Raw genomic sequence first — 14,860 nt, forward strand, 5'->3', positions numbered from 1 at the left:
AGCTCAGATTGAAGGGACATGAGACATATCACGGAGAAGGAGGTGCGCACATGATCCAAATGATGTTCACGCTCGCGTTTTTAGCGCTCGTGATATGGCTAGGGAAACTCATTTTGCAGTCATTACCGGATATGCAACGTTATGTGCGAATGCGCAATATGTAGCTCATGAAAACGGTTAAAGACGGAGTGAGGGGAGCGAGCCGATGGAAGCGTATCCTGACGATCTCTTTACAGAAAGGCGACGTCTACGTATTGCCGGATTTGTGCAAGGCGTGGGATTTCGACCCTTTGTCTACCGGGCAGCCCAACACTTAGGACTTACCGGCTGGATTTACAATGATAGTCAAGGGGTGTGCATTGAGGTCCAAGGGCCTTCATGGGCCCTGCAGCGTTTCCACGAACACTTGCTTTCTAAGACTCCGCCTTTAGCCCGTATTGACCACATTGAGGAAGATCCTGTCGCCATTCAAGTGGGAGAGCAGGACTTCGTCATTCAGCAAAGTGTCCAGGGAAAAGATCCCTTAGCATTGGTAAGACCGGATGCCTGTGTCTGCCCCGAATGTCTTCAAGAGATGCATAATCCTAAAGACCGCCGTTATCGCTATCCCTTTATTAATTGTACGAATTGTGGGCCCCGTTACACGATTATTCAAGGTGTTCCTTATGACCGGGCCATGACGACGATGGCAGGTTTTGTGATGTGTCCCGAATGCCAAAGGGAGTATGACGATCCTTTGGACCGCCGTTTTCATGCTCAACCGAATGCGTGTCCCCGTTGTGGTCCGCAGGTGGTCTTTGAGAGGGAACAAGAAATTTCTGGCGATCCTTTTCGACTATGGGCTGAAGCCATTTTGTCAGGCCAAATCGTCGCTGTCAAAGGTTTAGGAGGCTATCATTTAGCCTGCAACCCGTTTGATGAGCAGGCTGTAAAGCGCTTACGTCAGCGCAAGCGGCGTTACGGCAAGCCCTTTGCGGTAATGGCGAAAGATCTTGAGGTGGTTGAGCGTTTGTGCCACGTCAGCGCCAGCGAAAAAGCGTTATTAGCGTCGGTCGAACGGCCTATTGTGTTATTGCAGCGGTTGGACTTCGGGTTGCTAAGCCAAGATGTGGCCGGTGCTTATCGAACTTTAGGTGTCATGCTGCCTTATACCCCACTGCACGTCTTGTTACTAGAGGCGTTAGACGGTCTGTTGCCATTACCTGTGGTTGTGATGACCAGCGGCAATTTCAGTGACGAGCCCATTGTCACCGATAACGCGGAAGCCAAAGACAGGCTCAAAACCGTGGCTGATGCTTTTGTCCATCATAACCGACCTATCTATATCCGCTGTGACGATTCCATTGTGAAGTTAGCCGCAGACAATCATCCTCAACTATTACGGCGTTCACGGGGATACGTGCCAGACATTATTGAAAGTGACATCCAAGGTCCCCCTCTTCTGGCTGTCGGTGGCGAACTCAAGAATACCTTTGCGTTTTACCAACAGGGCAAAGTCTATTTGAGCCATCATTTGGGTGATCTGGAAAATATGAAGGCTTATGAAGCCTTTGAGCAAGGCATTCAGCATTTTCAGCGTCTGTTTGATTTGAAGCCTAAATATGTTGTGCATGACTTGCATCCGGGCTACTTGTCAACGACTTTTGCCCAACAAATGGGTCTACCGACCATTGCCGTCCAGCATCATCATGCCCACGTTGCTAGTGTCATGATGGAACATCATGTAGATGGTCCCGTCATAGGACTAGCCTTCGATGGGACCGGATATGGTCCGGACAAAACCATTTGGGGTGGAGAAGTGCTATTAGCTACTTTATCCGGATTTGAGCGTGTAGCATCTTTAAAACCAATGCCTTTGATTGGAGGCGACCGGGCGATTAAAGAACCGTGGCGCATAGCGTCAGCACTGTTAGCTCAAATCTTTACCCGGGACAATTATCCAGAAGACCTGGCCGTGATTCAGCAAATTGGCGCTCCATGGTGGCAGGTTGATGCCTTGGCGAGAAAAACTCACTCTTCTTTTTCTGTCTTAACATCGAGTATGGGCCGGTTATTTGATGCCGCGGGTGTCCTTATGGGGTTAGGGCCTAGGGCCAGCTATGAAGGAGAAGTGGCGATTATGTGCGAGATGGCTGTGCAAGACGAAGACGTTTCTTCTTATCCCTATGCCATTTTATGTGAAAGTCCTGGCCATTGGCGCATGGATCCAATACCCATGATTCAAGAACTCTTGATCGATATCACCCGCCGGGAATCTTTATCTTTCATGGCGACCCGCTTTCATCAGACCATCGCTGACATGGCGGCTGATACGGCCGATCTCGTCCATCACTATTACGGAATCGATCAGGTAGTGCTAACTGGGGGTGTCTGGCAAAACCAAGTGTTGACACGCCTTACCTTAAACCACTTACAGGAAAGAGGATTAAAAGTGTATCTCAACCACATCGTTCCCCCCAATGACGGTGGATTAGCATTAGGACAAATTGGCATTGGGTGCATGATGGCCCGTAATTAACAGCGCAAGACAGAAATACAGGCAAATGTAAAGAGGAGGAATGGGTGATGTGTTTAGCAATTCCTGGGCGGGTTACGGAGATTGTTGACCGGGAACGAGACATTGCCAAAGTCGATGTGACCGGGATTAAACGCAATGTGAGTATTACGCTATTAAAGTCATTGGGGATTGAACCCGGAGACTGGGTCCTCGTTCACGTCGGATTTGCCATGAGCAAAATTGATGAGCAAGAAGCCCAAGAAACATTAGCGATGCTGCAAGAATTGGGAACGTCACTCGATGATGAATTTGATTTGTGGGATACCTCGCAAATTGAATAAACCCTCAAGGGTTCCGTGATGAGGTGAGACCATGATGACCGACCAGGAATTAGACGCGATAGTGGATCGGTACTTTAACGAGTCCGAGAGGATTGCTCAAGCCTTTTTTGACAAGGAATCGGAGCGCCTTGCCCATGCTTGTTATCAAATGGCCCGACGATTTCATCATCAGGGAAGGATTTGGACATTTGGTGACGGCTTTTGGACCACTGATGCTCAACATGTCGCGGTGGAATTTGTGCATCCGGCGATTGTGGGAAATAAGGCGTTGCCGGGCATTTCCCTGAGCAATAACAATGCCTTACTCACCAGTCCGGATTCGGATATGAAATACGCGTATGGGCTAAAACGCTTGGCAAAATCCCAGGATATCGCGCTGGGTTTTTCCACAGATGGGCAAACTCGATCGATTTTGCAAGGACTTGCCCAAGCTAAAGCGATGGGGATGTTGACGTTGGGGTTATCGGGTGCACCGGGATTTAAGGAGTCGTCGGCCGACTTTATTTTCACGGTTAATAGCCCTGATCCGTTATTAATTCAAGAGACCCATGAACTCGTATGCCACGTGTTTTACGAACTGGTGCATGTGTTTTTGGATCAGGAGGTGCTGTTATGAACTCTTCCTCACCTCTATTTGTGGCAGTTCCAGGACTGCCGATTTACGAGGCTCATTGTGTGACCTGTTCTGATGAATTGCAGAAATTTCGCGTGGTTGCGATTGATACCGATCAATGGATAGCCCACGTGAGGGGAGACAACGAAGACATCTGGATAGATATCACCTTTGTTCCCGATCTTCAAGTGGGCGATGACGTGTTATGCCATGGGGGTACTGCCCTGGCTAAAGTGACAGAAGGGAATGACAAGTGATGAGCCAGTCTCAATCCGGTTCGGAATTTGATCAGTTATTTTATCCAGGGTTGTTTGCCAGTCCCAAGACTTCCGTGAATGTCGCCGACGTTTTGCAGCAGGTCACGATGTCTACTCGGCAAAAATGCCAAGAGACAATCGCCTTACGCCGCGAAATTCATCAAAATGCCCATCATCAACTGGTTACGGCGGCTAAAGCTATGGCCGAGCGTTTTGCTCAAGGTGCTATGTTGCTAGCCATGGGCAATGGCGGCAGTAGTACCGATTGTCAAGATCTGGTGGCGGATTTTATGGATCTTGACAAATCATCCGGGCTGTCTTTGCCGGTATTGGCGTTGACCCATGATGTGGCTGCGATGACTGCGATCGCTAATGATGTGGGTTTTGAGAATGTGTTTGTCCGCCAGGTGATTGCTTTCGGGAAACCCGGGGATATCGCGATGGGATTTTCCACAAGTGGTAATTCAGAAAATGTCGTGTTGGGTCTGGCTCAAGCCAAGCGTCAAGGTCTCTTAACCATCGCCATTTCGGGGTATGATGGCGGGAAACTTGCCCAGAATGCGGCCATTGACTACTGCTTTGTTGCCCGCAATGAACACACACCGCGTATCCAAGAAGGACAAGCGACCATTGCCCACATTCTTGTCCGACTCGTCAAAGCCCTCATGACATCAAGGTCCTAGGAAGGGAGTGGTTTGATGCAATTTATTGATGAATACCGAGACGAAGAATTATCCAAGAAAACTGCGAATGAAATTGCGCGATTGGCCAAAGGGCGCGACATCAAAATCATGGAAGTCTGCGGGGGGCATACGCATACGATTTTTAAGCATGGCATTGAAGATTTATTGCCGCCAAACGTCGATTTAGTGCATGGGCCAGGATGCCCAGTTTGTGTTCTGCCTATGGGCCGAGTCGATGATGCCATGGCCATTGCCAGCCAGCCCGATGTCATATTTACCACCTTTGGCGACATGATGCGGGTGCCGGGTTCTCATGGCAGCCTTTTGGATATCAAGGCTGATGGTGCCGATGTCCGCTTTGTGTACTCGCCCTTAGATGCGCTTAAGATTGCCAAACAACATCCGGACAAAGAGGTTGTTTTCTTTGCCGTGGGTATGGAAACCACCGCGCCGTCCACTGCGGCCACATTGTTACGCGCCAAAGCTGAAGGCATTAAGAACTTTTCGGTGTTTTGCAACCACGTTTTGATTATCCCGGCGTTGAAATCACTACTGGATTCTCCCGATCTTCGGCTTGATGGATTTTTAGGCCCGGGACATGTCAGCATGGTGGTGGGTATGCGTCCTTATGAATTTGTGGCACGTGATTATCACAAGCCCGTAGTCATTGCCGGATTTGAACCCCTCGATATTATCCAGTCAATTTATATGGTGGTGAAACAGATTGCCGAAGACCGGGCCGAGGTAGAAAACCAGTATACACGCGTGGTGCGTCCGGAAGGCAATGTCATGGCCCAAAAAGCGATGGCCGAAACCATGGAACTGCGGCCGTTTTTTGAATGGCGAGGGCTTGGGTTCATTAATTACAGTGCATTTCGCTTGCGGGATGCATTTCGGGACTGGGACGCGGAAATCAAGTTTCATGTTCCTGGTGTCCGCGTTGCGGATCCCAAGGCGTGCCAATGCGGTGAGGTCCTCAAAGGAGTCATCAAACCGTGGCAGTGTAAAGTGTTCGGCACGGCGTGTACGCCTGAGACACCCATTGGCACATGCATGGTCTCTCCCGAAGGGGCTTGTGCCGCGTATTACAACTATGGCCGATTTTCCATGGCCCAAGAACGCAAAAATTTATCGTGGTGATGCCTTGACCGGCTTGTGATAAGGCGACTAGAACCTCAGTACGGAGGAGGAAACAAACATGGCCGAATCGAACGCGTCCGATGTTCTCGCGAAAATTGAAAAAGCCCAAGAAGCGCGACGCAAAAGAGCGGTGTTACGGGAAACTCACGTGACGATGAGTCACGGCAGCGGGGGGAAAGCCACCCATAATCTGATTGATGCCGTCTTTGCTCAAGCCTTAAGCAACGCCTATTTAGACCGGATGGAAGATAGCGCGGTGATGCCGTGGGATACGTCTTCTTCGAAGATCGCGTTGACGACCGATACCTATGTAGTGAGCCCGATTAAATTCCCCGGGGGAGACATTGGTTCGTTAGCGGTTCATGGGACTATCAATGACTTAGCCATGGCTGGAGCGATGCCTTTGGCATTATCAGCCGGGTTCATATTAGAAGAAGGATTTCCTATTGAAGAATTACGCGACATTGTAAAATCCATGGCCGAGGCGTCTTTACGGGCCCATGTTCCGATTGTTACCGGAGATACCAAAGTCGTTCCACGCGGTAAAGGGGATGGTATTTACATTAATACCGCTGGAGTTGGGCGGTTATTGCCTGAGGCTTCTTTGGGCTATGACCGCATTCGGGTAGGCGATAAGGTGATTGTGAGTGGCGATTTGGGAGATCACGGCATTGCGGTCATGTTAGCGCGCGAGAGTCTCGATATTGATGCCGACATCACAAGTGATAGCGCACCTCTGCACCACATCGTCTATGACCTCATCACCCATTTAGGATCTTCTATTCACTGCCTTAAGGATCCGACGAGAGGCGGGTTGGCGACCACATTAAATGAATTGACCCAATCCAGCCGCTTGGCCATAGGACTGCAAGAACGGACGATCCCCGTCAAGGACGTGGTCAAAGGCACTTGTGAATTATTAGGTCTCGATCCTTTAACCATCGCTAATGAAGGCAAACTGATTGCGATTGTCGACGCACACGTGGCAGATGAGGCATTAGCCATTATCCGTTCTCACGAATCAGGACACCACGCCCAGATTATTGGAGAGGTTTTACCAGAACCCGAGGGCATGGTGTTTATGCATACCGATATTGGCGGGATGCGTGTCTTAGACATGCTCGTCGGTGATCCCTTACCCCGGATTTGCTAGGAGGACACTATGCACGAATTGTCATTGGCTATTCCCATTGGCGAATATGTCTTGCAGGAATCACAAGGGCGAAATGTCGAGGAAATTGTTCTGAAGGTGGGGAGACTGAGCGGAATTGTGCCGGAGGCCTTGGATTTGGCGTTGCAAGTGGTGCTGCAAGCCAGCTGTGCGGAAAAGGCCTGTATTACCTACGAATGGCAAGACGGTGAAGGACAATGCCGTTTTTGTCATACCCGTTTTTCTATGAAGGACGTCTTAGATGTTTGTCCAGACTGCGGACAAATGGGCGCGAAGATTTTAGCGGGTACCCAAATTCGCTTGATAGGTCTTCGCTTTGCTCCCCGTCTTGATACATCGCCAGAAGAAACACACACCACCCAAATGACAATCAACAATTCCTGATCGCAATAAACCAGGATAAGCAGGAGGAGAAAGAAAAAACAAGGAGGGTATTGACGATGTGTGCAACATGTGGTTGTGGCAATGATGCGGAACATGTGGGCATTGAAGGTCAGGAACTGACTGCCCAGCATGAGCATGCTTTTTGGACAGAGGGAAGCTCTCGTCCGACAAATCAGGAAGGGGGAGGGCACGACCATAAAACTCTGGAAATTGATGTGTTATCGGTTAATAACCAAAATGCCCAGAAAAACCGTCAGGCTTTTCACGCGCATGGTATCACGGCGATTCAAGTGCTCAGTTCGCCGGGATCGGGCAAAACCACTTTATTAGAGCACACAGTTGGACGTTTGCAGAAAGATCAGATCACCATGGGGGTCTTAGTCGGCGATCAACGAACTGACCAAGATGCCGAACGCCTGCGGCAAGCGGGATGTGAAGCCAAGCAAATCACCACCGGCAGTGTTTGCCATCTGGATGCCCATATGGTCGCGCATGCGGCTCAGCATCTGAGCTCCTGGCCTGACATTTTGTTTATTGAAAATGTTGGCAACCTCATTTGTCCGGCGCTGTTTGACTTGGGGGAAGATGCTCGCGTTGTGTTATTGAGTGTGACCGAGGGCGAGGATAAACCTGTTAAATATGCCGATATGTTTGTCACTGCGGATTTGGTATTGGTCACAAAAGTCGATCTGCTTCCCTATTTAGATGTGTCCTGGGAGCGTTTTTATCAGGTGATTCAAGAAGTGAACCCGGGAGCGAAGATTCTTCCGATTTCGGTGAAAACGGGTGAGGGAATGGGTGAATGGATAGCGTGGCTTTTATGGCAAAAAGAGCGAGCGCGCTTGACCCACCCGCTATCAACCCATTAATGGGACGTAAATCCCGAGAATCAAATGGCTTACAGATTAGAGGGGGGAGACATAATGGACGCCATGACGACCCAGTTTGAAGCACTCGTTGAAGCGGTTGACCAACGACTCGAGTCGATAGAAAAGACCTCGGTACCTGGATTTCGTCAGCAGGTTGGTGAATTGGTGAATGATTTACTAGAAATGTACCGCATGGGATTCGAGCAAGTGATGTATTACGCCCGCTCGTATCCTGACCTGCCACAAAAATTCGCCGACGATCCCGTGTTAGGACCCTTGTTGATGATTCATAATATGCATCCACTGTCTTTTGAAGAGCGGGTTCACAAAGCTTTAGATAACGTGCGACCTTATTTAAAGACGCATGACGGCAATGTGCGATTACTTTCGGTGGAACAAGGCATTGTGAAACTCGCCTTAGAAGGGCATTGCCACGGGTGCCCGTCATCGAGGGTCACGATTAAGACAGCTATTGAACAAGAATTGATGCGCTGGGCTCCCGATATGTTAGACCTCATAGTCGAAGGGGAGGACAATGTCCTAAGCATTGATCCGGATGATGCCCGGCGGGTGGTGATTCCATTAAGCGCAGTGCAAGGAGTAACAACCGAGAATAAACGGCCCAAAGGATGGTTTCAATTAGACAACATTACCAGCTTGTTGCCCGGGCAAACGCATAAGAGCCAATTAGAGGACCATCCTCTCATTATTGCCCGTCTTGGCGACGAGTTCTTTGCCTATCACGATTTCTGTCCCCAGTGTCACCGTCTGAATGTGTTGGTTCTCATCACGAATGATGATCTATCCGCCAGTATTTTAGAATGCCAGTCGTGTCAAACGCAGTATGAGCCGAAAAAGGCAGGGCGCGCCGTGTCCCAAGCGTCGCTGCATCTAGAGCCATTGCCGCTTTTGCTTGAAGGACATACCGCGCGCATTGCCATACCTGTAGCCGAATAGGGAGGAAATGATATGGGACGATCGATTTTGCGTGTGAAAAATTGGGTGCGCGAAGAGCCGGTTAAGGGAGAGGATGAGGTTTGTGAAGTGTGCAATCGTCTGATTCCTGCTCACGACCACCGCCATTTATTGCGTTTACAAACGGCTCAAGTGGTTTGTGCGTGCCCACACTGTGCTCTTCTCTTTGATGCACCGGGGCAAAATCAGTATCAAACCATCCCCACTCGGATCAAGAAACTGGATAGGGCGATATTGGGTCAGGATTTTTGGGATGTTATGAAGGTTCCCGTGCATCTCGTGGGTATCATTAAACGGCGCGGGGGCCAAGCGGAGATTTTCTATCCAAGTCCGGCAGGCGCCGTCAGTGGCGGCCCCATTTCTCAAGGGTTTCTAACACCTTCCTTGCAACAGGCTTTGGGCTCTGTGAGCGATGAGGTTGAAGTCCTGCTGATCGCGGATCTTGCCGGAATGAGTGAAGGATTCCTTATCCCATTGGACCGGTTTTATGAACTCATTGGGCTGCTCCGGCTAAGTTGGCAAGGCCTTTCCGGAGGAAATGAGGTGTCCCGCCGTATTCACCAATTCTTTGACCAATTGGCCCAACAGGCAGGAACCCGAGGAGGTCTAGTATGACGGAATCGGTTCAATTTGCCATTGATGGCGTATCATTGGTCCGCAATGCGGCGATGCCGACGCTACAATTTCTGATTAATATTCGAACCACACCACCTGTTAATCATGTGCACGCGATGATCTTGCGCGTGCAAATACAAATCGCCCCGAGGGGCAGATCCTATTCCGAATTTGTGCAAAATCGCTTGCTGGATGTTTTTGGCACGCCCGAGAGATGGCATGAAACCATGCATAATTTTTTGTGGGCGCAATCTTCTTTGTCTGTTCCGCGCTTTGAACATCAAACCACCATCGAGTTGCCCGTTGTGTGTACCTATGATTTTGATGTGTTAGCCGTGAAATACTTACAGTCTTTGGATACCGGGATGATTCCCATGGAATTTTTGTTTAGCGGGACGTTATTTTATCACGATGCCCAGCTGGGGGTGCAAGTGCAGCCCATTTCCTGGAATTGTGAAGCCGCTTTCCAATTACCGGTGACCATTTGGCGCGAACTCATGGCTGCTTATTATCCTCATCAGGCATGGATTCGGATTGATCAAGATCTTTTTGATCGGCTTAATCTATTCCGCAGCCAACATGAAGTGTCCACATGGGATGATGCCTTAAGGTTACTGCTTGACCGAGAAACGGAAAGGAGATCTTAAGTTCATGAACTTATGGCAAAACACCGAAAAAATTGCTGATGCCGTGCTTTATGAAGGATATGCCTTATATCCCTATAGGCCCAGTGCCATCAAAAATCAACAGCGATGGACATTTGGACGCATTGTTCCCGAGATTTATCACCAACGAACTCAGTCGACAGATCCCTGGTTTCGCCGGGCCACAACCTTATTACAAGCCTCCTCTTTAGCCATCACCGTGCGTTTACGCTTTTTGCAAATTGCTGAGCCGCCGCTTTCGCCAAGTTTCCCGTCCGTGCCCTGGCAACAAGCGTTGCCACGAGATTTTACCTGGACTATTACCTCATTGCCGTGGGCCAAAACGATGGAGATCCCCTCGTCATTGGAGGAGGCGGGCGATGTGAAAAATATCGTTTTTCGCGTCGAAATTGATGGAGATCTGTTCCGTAGCGACCCAGAGCCCGTATGGATTTTGACCACAACAATTCGCAATGTGACACCAGATATTTCGGCATTTGATGAAGCTTCAGCCCTACGGCACTCCCTGATTGCGACGCACTGGCTTTTATCGACCGATACGGGCAAATGGATTTCATTGCTCGATCCCCCGAGCTTTCTGGAAGACACAGTGGGGGCATTAACGCAAGAGGGGGTGTGGCCCGTGTTGGCCGGTGATCAGCAAGATGGAAAAATTTGCTTGGTCTCGCCAATTATTTTGTACGATTATCCCACGATAGCAGAAAACAGTCCCGGAGATTTCTTTGATGGTGCGGAAATTGATGAAATGCTGGCACTGCGGATCATGACTTTAACCGACGAAGAAAAAAAGGAAGCAATGCGTGCCGATCCGAAAGTTCAGGCGTTATTGGAGCGTACCCAAAATCTCTCCCGTGATGATCTTTACCAATTACATGGTATGGCCTACCGCGTATCACCAAACTCGTCCACCCCGTCTTGTGAGATAGGCGGGAAGATGAGGGATAAGGAGAATAGCCATGATGAGTGAAAGAGATGAAGCGTCAAATCCCTTTGATTTTTGGCAAGATGCCAAAGAGGCTCCTATCAAGGCTTTCTTAGACGGTCGAGCACTTCATCCCGGAGCGCACGTTCTGCTCCATCCCAAAAAGCATCAGGATATTTTTGATGCCGTGCTGGCGGGCAAGCTGGCGACGGTGGAGTCTATTCAAGAGGACTGGGAAGGGCGTATTTATGTCGTTGTCACCGTCGACGAAGATCCTGGCCGTGATTTGGGTCAAGAACAATTGGTGGGGCACCGTTTCTTCTTTGATTTGGATGAGGTGTCGTGGCCATGACCCCTTCTATGGAACCGGCCATTTTGGTTGCCGGGATTGGGAATATTTTTTTAGGCGATGACGGATTTGGAGTCGAAGTCATCAGACGTTTGATTGGGCGACCCTCTCTCATGCCGATGTTGGTATTTCAGGATTTTGGTATTCGCAGTGTCGATCTCGTCTATGCCTTGCATAAACCTTGGAAAGCCGTGATTTTGGTGGATGCGTATGCTCATGGAGAGAAACCGGGACATTTACAAGTTATTCATATCACCGAGGAGGATATTCCCACGTCAGCTCCGGTGATGGATGGTCATAGTCTTAATCCCTTAATCGTCCTGGTCATGGCAAAACAGCAAGTTCCTGATCTTCCTCCCGTTTATCTCGTGGGTTGTCAACCCCTGACATTTGGCCCTGAAGAAGGGTTGATGGAGCTTAGTGCTCCGGTTGAGGCGGCAATAGAGGGGGCGTGCCATCTCATTACCACCTTAGGACATCAATTGGCACAAGAAGAATAAGACCTGTTAGGAGAAGATGCAGCCAGGTCATTTCGGTAATTTTTAATCATTCGAATAGGAGGAATAGAAGATGAAAGAATCCGCATCGACTTGGCAGGATGTAGCCACTGTGGAAAAGGCTGAGTTAGTGGATATGGCCCAAAATATTTTTGAAAGTTTGGTCCATGCCATCGATGATTTAGGAGGACACCAGCTCGCGCAAAATGTTAAGGAATTTGCCGGGGTCCTCGAGCAACAAATGACCCAGGGGAATTTCCCCTTAGCAGGGACCACGACGTTGATTGGGGAAATGTGGCAAAGTTTGTCGCCGCGTTTGGGAGATTGGGCGAAGGGAATATTGGGTTCTCAAGGATTTCAGGATATTTTAAATCTCATTGCTTCCGGCCAATTATCCTCCGATCTGTTGGCTCAAATTGCTAAAATGTCTGACAACAAGCAAGTTGCCGCTTTCCTTCGTAATTTATCCATGCAGGTGAGCCCATGGCAAGATAAGATGGTCGATCAAATTGTGCAATGGGCGCAAAGTGAACATGTGATGAATGCCGTCCTGCTTTTAGCCCGGGCCGAGTCTTTGATGCAGCTGGTATTGAGCCAAGAAGTCATGGCTTTGGCGGAACAAGTCAAACAGGCCACCCCCGCACTTTTACGACTGACCGAATTGTTATCCCAAAAAGAATTTGCGGAAGTGGTGGAATTTAGCCAACGGGCCATGAAAAACCCTAAACTTCTGACCCTGCTTGAAACTTTGGAAAATCATATCGATACCGCCAATCAATTACTGAATTATCTCAGCCGGTTTGAAGAACGGGGAGGTTTGCAAGTTATCGAACGGATTATGGATGCGTTTTCGGGTGATGACGTCAATGTGGAGACGTTAGCGAAATTGCCAGCTATTACGAATAAGGGCATTGAGTTTGCGGATTGGGCTTTGAACAGCGGATTACCGGAACTGACCCAAAATATGTTACTCGCTATCGACGTCAGTTTAGCCGAAGCCAAAAAAGACACCACCAAATATGGTGCGATGCGTCTAGTCGGGGCCTTAAAAGATCCGGCCATTCAAGACGGCATTAAAGTGGGAATGGCGTTTTTACGCCATTTACCCAATATTTTAACGCTGCCGCCAAAATCACAACCAAAAGCGGATACTCATACGTCAGAACATGAAGTTGCCGCGACGGAAATTTAATCGCCGAAATGGGGTCACGATGACAAAATAAGAGGATAACAAGGGAGATTTTACGGGGGAAGATGGCAAAAAGAGTGGGCTTATTGAAAAAATCAACGCGCCCTGCCGTGTGGGGATTAACCCTTCCTGATCTATCAAGCTTGTCTATATCCAGTGTGGCGCCGCTATTTAGTATGGCGGCAGCCGGTCAGTTGTTGGTTCAACTCGCAGGGGCCGAGGTGCTTTGGGCCATTTTCGCTGTCGCCATTCCCTTTGTTTTTAGTTCCTGGATTTTTCGCCTCTTGAACCATCATTTTCCCAACGCCGGGGCTTCCTATCATTGGTCAAGGCGGGTCTTAGGGAGACGAGTTTCGCAATTCCAATCCTGGATTTTGATGATGGCCTATTTTTGGTCCATCCCGCCTATCATGATTCCAGCTGCTGAACAAAGCCTCAGTTTATTGGGAATTGCGCGGCCCGGCGCATGGGATGTGGTGGGTTTTAGCCTTTTATGGATCAGTTTTGCCGCTACTGTTCTGCTTTTGGGAAGCCGGGTTACAGCACGCGTTACGCAAATGTTTTTGTTGGCTGAAGTGCTCGGTGTGACGGCAATGATGGTGATAGGCCTTGGGCATTGGCACCCGGTGATCATGACCCCCGCCGACAATACGGCTCATTTGAGCGTCAGATGGCAACACATCGTCATTGCCATGGTGGTGGCGGCAACCATTGTCGATGGCTGGGAAATCGATAGTTATGCGGCCGAAGAGGCGACAAAACCTCGGATTACGCCAGGGACGGGGGGAATCATTGGGGCCTTGATGGTGTTAGCCTATTATGGACTATCATGGTCAGTGATGTTGCATAATGTGCCTCTCTTTGTCCTCGAAAGCCATCGGGATGTATTGATGACGTGGGCCCAAATGGTGATTCCCTCTGTGCAAAGATGGGCCTTAATCCCCATTTTGGCATCCACTGCTGGATCACTATGGTTAACAACCTTTATTTTGTCCCGGGCTTTATTCGCGATGGGGCGAGATCATATCTTGCCCTCCGTATTGACGCGGTTCAACCGCTTTAAGGCACCGATTTGGGCCGTCATCACTCCTTCTTTTGTGGCGTTTGGGATTGTCTGTGTGAATTTGCTATGGACGTCGATCACCAGCTGGTTCAACTTGGTTTTAAGTTCAGCGGGGTTTTTCTTAGTTTTGGAATTTCTTTTTGACAGTATTACCGCATCGGTGTTCTTAAGCCGGCAACATAGGATGAGTTTGCCCCACGGTTTCGATGGGCATCAGCACCGCTTTCTTCAAATCATTTCTTGGATAACGTCCCTATGGTTACTGACGATGACCGGCTTTTTCTTAATATATGGAGGGCAAGTCATTGGCAAAGGGATGGATGGCGTCGTGGGAACCCTCCTTTTAGCTGGGCTTGTATTCGTGCTGATTCAAAGAAAACATGAGGGCTTAGAAACTCTGTTCATTTTTGAGCCCGAAACGGTGATGATGAAAACCTCGTCTCCCAAACAATAGATCGAGGATTTTCCCTCTCATATCACAAGAGGTGCACGACTCGTGCGACATTCTTGGTCTTTTTGTGCACACCACGCACGCTGACCTTCGAACCGACCTTGATTTGGCTGAGCTTTATTGGAGTCTTTTGCGCGCGGTATTTCGTATGAGACATCAAAAGAAATGTCCAGATGGTG

At 49.2% G+C, this 14,860-nt stretch carries 18 protein-coding genes; all 18 read left to right on the top strand.

Going from position 1 to position 14,860, the window contains the following annotated elements; all coding sequences use genetic code 11:
• Positions 1-50 precede the first annotated feature (50 nt).
• The 18 genes from AOA63_RS20610 (at position 51) to AOA63_RS14150 (ending at position 14,684) form a co-directional block, all read left to right on the top strand.
• Positions 51-164 carry a DUF6893 family small protein gene (locus AOA63_RS20610; protein ID WP_020375838.1) on the top strand — a complete coding sequence of 38 codons (114 nt, stop codon included), beginning with the start codon at positions 51-53 and terminating at the stop codon, positions 162-164.
• A 41-nt stretch (positions 165-205) separates the two neighbouring features.
• Positions 206-2,518, top strand: a complete 2,313-nt coding sequence (gene hypF, locus AOA63_RS14070) for a carbamoyltransferase HypF (RefSeq protein ID WP_053960298.1) — start codon at positions 206-208, stop codon at positions 2,516-2,518.
• A gap of 47 nt (positions 2,519-2,565) precedes the next feature.
• Positions 2,566-2,838: a HypC/HybG/HupF family hydrogenase formation chaperone gene (locus AOA63_RS14075; protein ID WP_020375840.1), complete on the top strand. Its 273-nt coding sequence runs from the start codon at positions 2,566-2,568 to the stop codon at positions 2,836-2,838.
• Positions 2,839-2,869: 31 nt separating this feature from the next.
• The gene (locus AOA63_RS14080; protein WP_053960299.1) at positions 2,870-3,454 is read left to right on the top strand and encodes an SIS domain-containing protein; all 585 of its coding nucleotides are present in this window, start codon (positions 2,870-2,872) and stop codon (positions 3,452-3,454) included.
• Complete coding sequence (locus tag AOA63_RS14085) at positions 3,451-3,708, top strand: HypC/HybG/HupF family hydrogenase formation chaperone (RefSeq protein ID WP_053960300.1); 258 nt, start codon at positions 3,451-3,453, stop codon at positions 3,706-3,708. The genes AOA63_RS14080 and AOA63_RS14085 overlap by 4 nt, the downstream gene beginning before the upstream one ends.
• Positions 3,708-4,391 (top strand): D-sedoheptulose-7-phosphate isomerase, encoded by a 684-nt coding sequence (locus tag AOA63_RS14090; RefSeq protein ID WP_053960706.1) that lies wholly within the window; start codon positions 3,708-3,710, stop codon positions 4,389-4,391. The genes AOA63_RS14085 and AOA63_RS14090 overlap by 1 nt, the downstream gene beginning before the upstream one ends.
• A gap of 15 nt (positions 4,392-4,406) precedes the next feature.
• The gene (hypD, locus tag AOA63_RS14095; protein WP_053960301.1) at positions 4,407-5,531 is read left to right on the top strand and encodes a hydrogenase formation protein HypD; all 1,125 of its coding nucleotides are present in this window, start codon (positions 4,407-4,409) and stop codon (positions 5,529-5,531) included.
• Positions 5,532-5,589: 58 nt separating this feature from the next.
• The gene (hypE, locus tag AOA63_RS14100; RefSeq protein ID WP_082343987.1) at positions 5,590-6,684 is read left to right on the top strand and encodes a hydrogenase expression/formation protein HypE; all 1,095 of its coding nucleotides are present in this window, start codon (positions 5,590-5,592) and stop codon (positions 6,682-6,684) included.
• A gap of 9 nt (positions 6,685-6,693) precedes the next feature.
• Positions 6,694-7,086 (top strand): hydrogenase maturation nickel metallochaperone HypA, encoded by a 393-nt coding sequence (locus tag AOA63_RS14105; protein WP_053960302.1) that lies wholly within the window; start codon positions 6,694-6,696, stop codon positions 7,084-7,086.
• A gap of 56 nt (positions 7,087-7,142) precedes the next feature.
• Positions 7,143-7,955: a hydrogenase nickel incorporation protein HypB gene (gene hypB, locus AOA63_RS14110; RefSeq protein WP_082343988.1), complete on the top strand. Its 813-nt coding sequence runs from the start codon at positions 7,143-7,145 to the stop codon at positions 7,953-7,955.
• A 54-nt stretch (positions 7,956-8,009) separates the two neighbouring features.
• On the top strand, positions 8,010-8,912 hold the full coding sequence (locus tag AOA63_RS14115; protein ID WP_053960304.1) for a NifU family protein: 903 nt from the start codon (positions 8,010-8,012) through the stop codon (positions 8,910-8,912).
• 12 nt (positions 8,913-8,924) lie between these two features.
• The gene (locus tag AOA63_RS14120) at positions 8,925-9,545 is read left to right on the top strand and encodes a DUF5947 family protein (RefSeq protein WP_053960305.1); all 621 of its coding nucleotides are present in this window, start codon (positions 8,925-8,927) and stop codon (positions 9,543-9,545) included.
• Complete coding sequence (locus AOA63_RS14125) at positions 9,542-10,192, top strand: DUF6084 family protein (protein WP_053960306.1); 651 nt, start codon at positions 9,542-9,544, stop codon at positions 10,190-10,192. The genes AOA63_RS14120 and AOA63_RS14125 overlap by 4 nt, the downstream gene beginning before the upstream one ends.
• Before the next feature lie 4 nt (positions 10,193-10,196).
• The gene (locus AOA63_RS14130) at positions 10,197-11,177 is read left to right on the top strand and encodes a hypothetical protein (RefSeq protein WP_053960307.1); all 981 of its coding nucleotides are present in this window, start codon (positions 10,197-10,199) and stop codon (positions 11,175-11,177) included.
• Positions 11,167-11,484 carry a hypothetical protein gene (locus tag AOA63_RS14135; RefSeq protein ID WP_053960308.1) on the top strand — a complete coding sequence of 106 codons (318 nt, stop codon included), beginning with the start codon at positions 11,167-11,169 and terminating at the stop codon, positions 11,482-11,484. Before AOA63_RS14130 ends, AOA63_RS14135 begins: the two co-directional genes overlap by 11 nt.
• Positions 11,481-11,981: a hydrogenase maturation protease gene (locus AOA63_RS14140; RefSeq protein ID WP_197648396.1), complete on the top strand. Its 501-nt coding sequence runs from the start codon at positions 11,481-11,483 to the stop codon at positions 11,979-11,981. Before AOA63_RS14135 ends, AOA63_RS14140 begins: the two co-directional genes overlap by 4 nt.
• 70 nt (positions 11,982-12,051) lie before the next feature.
• Positions 12,052-13,170: a DUF1641 domain-containing protein gene (locus AOA63_RS14145; RefSeq protein ID WP_053960309.1), complete on the top strand. Its 1,119-nt coding sequence runs from the start codon at positions 12,052-12,054 to the stop codon at positions 13,168-13,170.
• 62 nt (positions 13,171-13,232) lie between these two features.
• Positions 13,233-14,684 carry an APC family permease gene (locus AOA63_RS14150; protein WP_053960310.1) on the top strand — a complete coding sequence of 484 codons (1,452 nt, stop codon included), beginning with the start codon at positions 13,233-13,235 and terminating at the stop codon, positions 14,682-14,684.
• The last annotated feature ends 176 nt before the right edge of the window (positions 14,685-14,860 follow it).

The organism is Sulfobacillus thermosulfidooxidans, from assembly GCF_001280565.1.
Classification (GTDB): Bacteria; Bacillota; Sulfobacillia; order Sulfobacillales; family Sulfobacillaceae; genus Sulfobacillus; species Sulfobacillus thermosulfidooxidans_A.

Bases quoted from the DNA above. Each gene is read 5' to 3' on its own strand.
- hypF (WP_053960298.1), top strand. From the start codon at position 206: ATGGAAGCGTATCCTGACGATCTCTTTACAGAAAGGCGACGTCTACGT.
- AOA63_RS14115 (WP_053960304.1), top strand. From the start codon at position 8,010: ATGGACGCCATGACGACCCAGTTTGAAGCACTCGTTGAAGCGGTTGAC.
- AOA63_RS14090 (WP_053960706.1), top strand. From the start codon at position 3,708: ATGAGCCAGTCTCAATCCGGTTCGGAATTTGATCAGTTATTTTATCCA.
- hypB (WP_082343988.1), top strand. From the start codon at position 7,143: ATGTGTGCAACATGTGGTTGTGGCAATGATGCGGAACATGTGGGCATT.
- AOA63_RS14145 (WP_053960309.1), top strand. From the start codon at position 12,052: ATGAAAGAATCCGCATCGACTTGGCAGGATGTAGCCACTGTGGAAAAG.
- AOA63_RS14075 (WP_020375840.1), top strand. From the start codon at position 2,566: ATGTGTTTAGCAATTCCTGGGCGGGTTACGGAGATTGTTGACCGGGAA.
- AOA63_RS14130 (WP_053960307.1), top strand. From the start codon at position 10,197: ATGAACTTATGGCAAAACACCGAAAAAATTGCTGATGCCGTGCTTTAT.
- AOA63_RS14140 (WP_197648396.1), top strand. From the start codon at position 11,481: ATGACCCCTTCTATGGAACCGGCCATTTTGGTTGCCGGGATTGGGAAT.
- hypE (WP_082343987.1), top strand. From the start codon at position 5,590: ATGGCCGAATCGAACGCGTCCGATGTTCTCGCGAAAATTGAAAAAGCC.
- AOA63_RS14080 (WP_053960299.1), top strand. From the start codon at position 2,870: ATGATGACCGACCAGGAATTAGACGCGATAGTGGATCGGTACTTTAAC.
- hypD (WP_053960301.1), top strand. From the start codon at position 4,407: ATGCAATTTATTGATGAATACCGAGACGAAGAATTATCCAAGAAAACT.
- AOA63_RS14085 (WP_053960300.1), top strand. From the start codon at position 3,451: ATGAACTCTTCCTCACCTCTATTTGTGGCAGTTCCAGGACTGCCGATT.
- AOA63_RS14150 (WP_053960310.1), top strand. From the start codon at position 13,233: ATGGCAAAAAGAGTGGGCTTATTGAAAAAATCAACGCGCCCTGCCGTG.
- AOA63_RS20610 (WP_020375838.1), top strand. From the start codon at position 51: ATGATCCAAATGATGTTCACGCTCGCGTTTTTAGCGCTCGTGATATGG.
- AOA63_RS14120 (WP_053960305.1), top strand. From the start codon at position 8,925: ATGGGACGATCGATTTTGCGTGTGAAAAATTGGGTGCGCGAAGAGCCG.
- AOA63_RS14105 (WP_053960302.1), top strand. From the start codon at position 6,694: ATGCACGAATTGTCATTGGCTATTCCCATTGGCGAATATGTCTTGCAG.
- AOA63_RS14135 (WP_053960308.1), top strand. From the start codon at position 11,167: ATGATGAGTGAAAGAGATGAAGCGTCAAATCCCTTTGATTTTTGGCAA.
- AOA63_RS14125 (WP_053960306.1), top strand. From the start codon at position 9,542: ATGACGGAATCGGTTCAATTTGCCATTGATGGCGTATCATTGGTCCGC.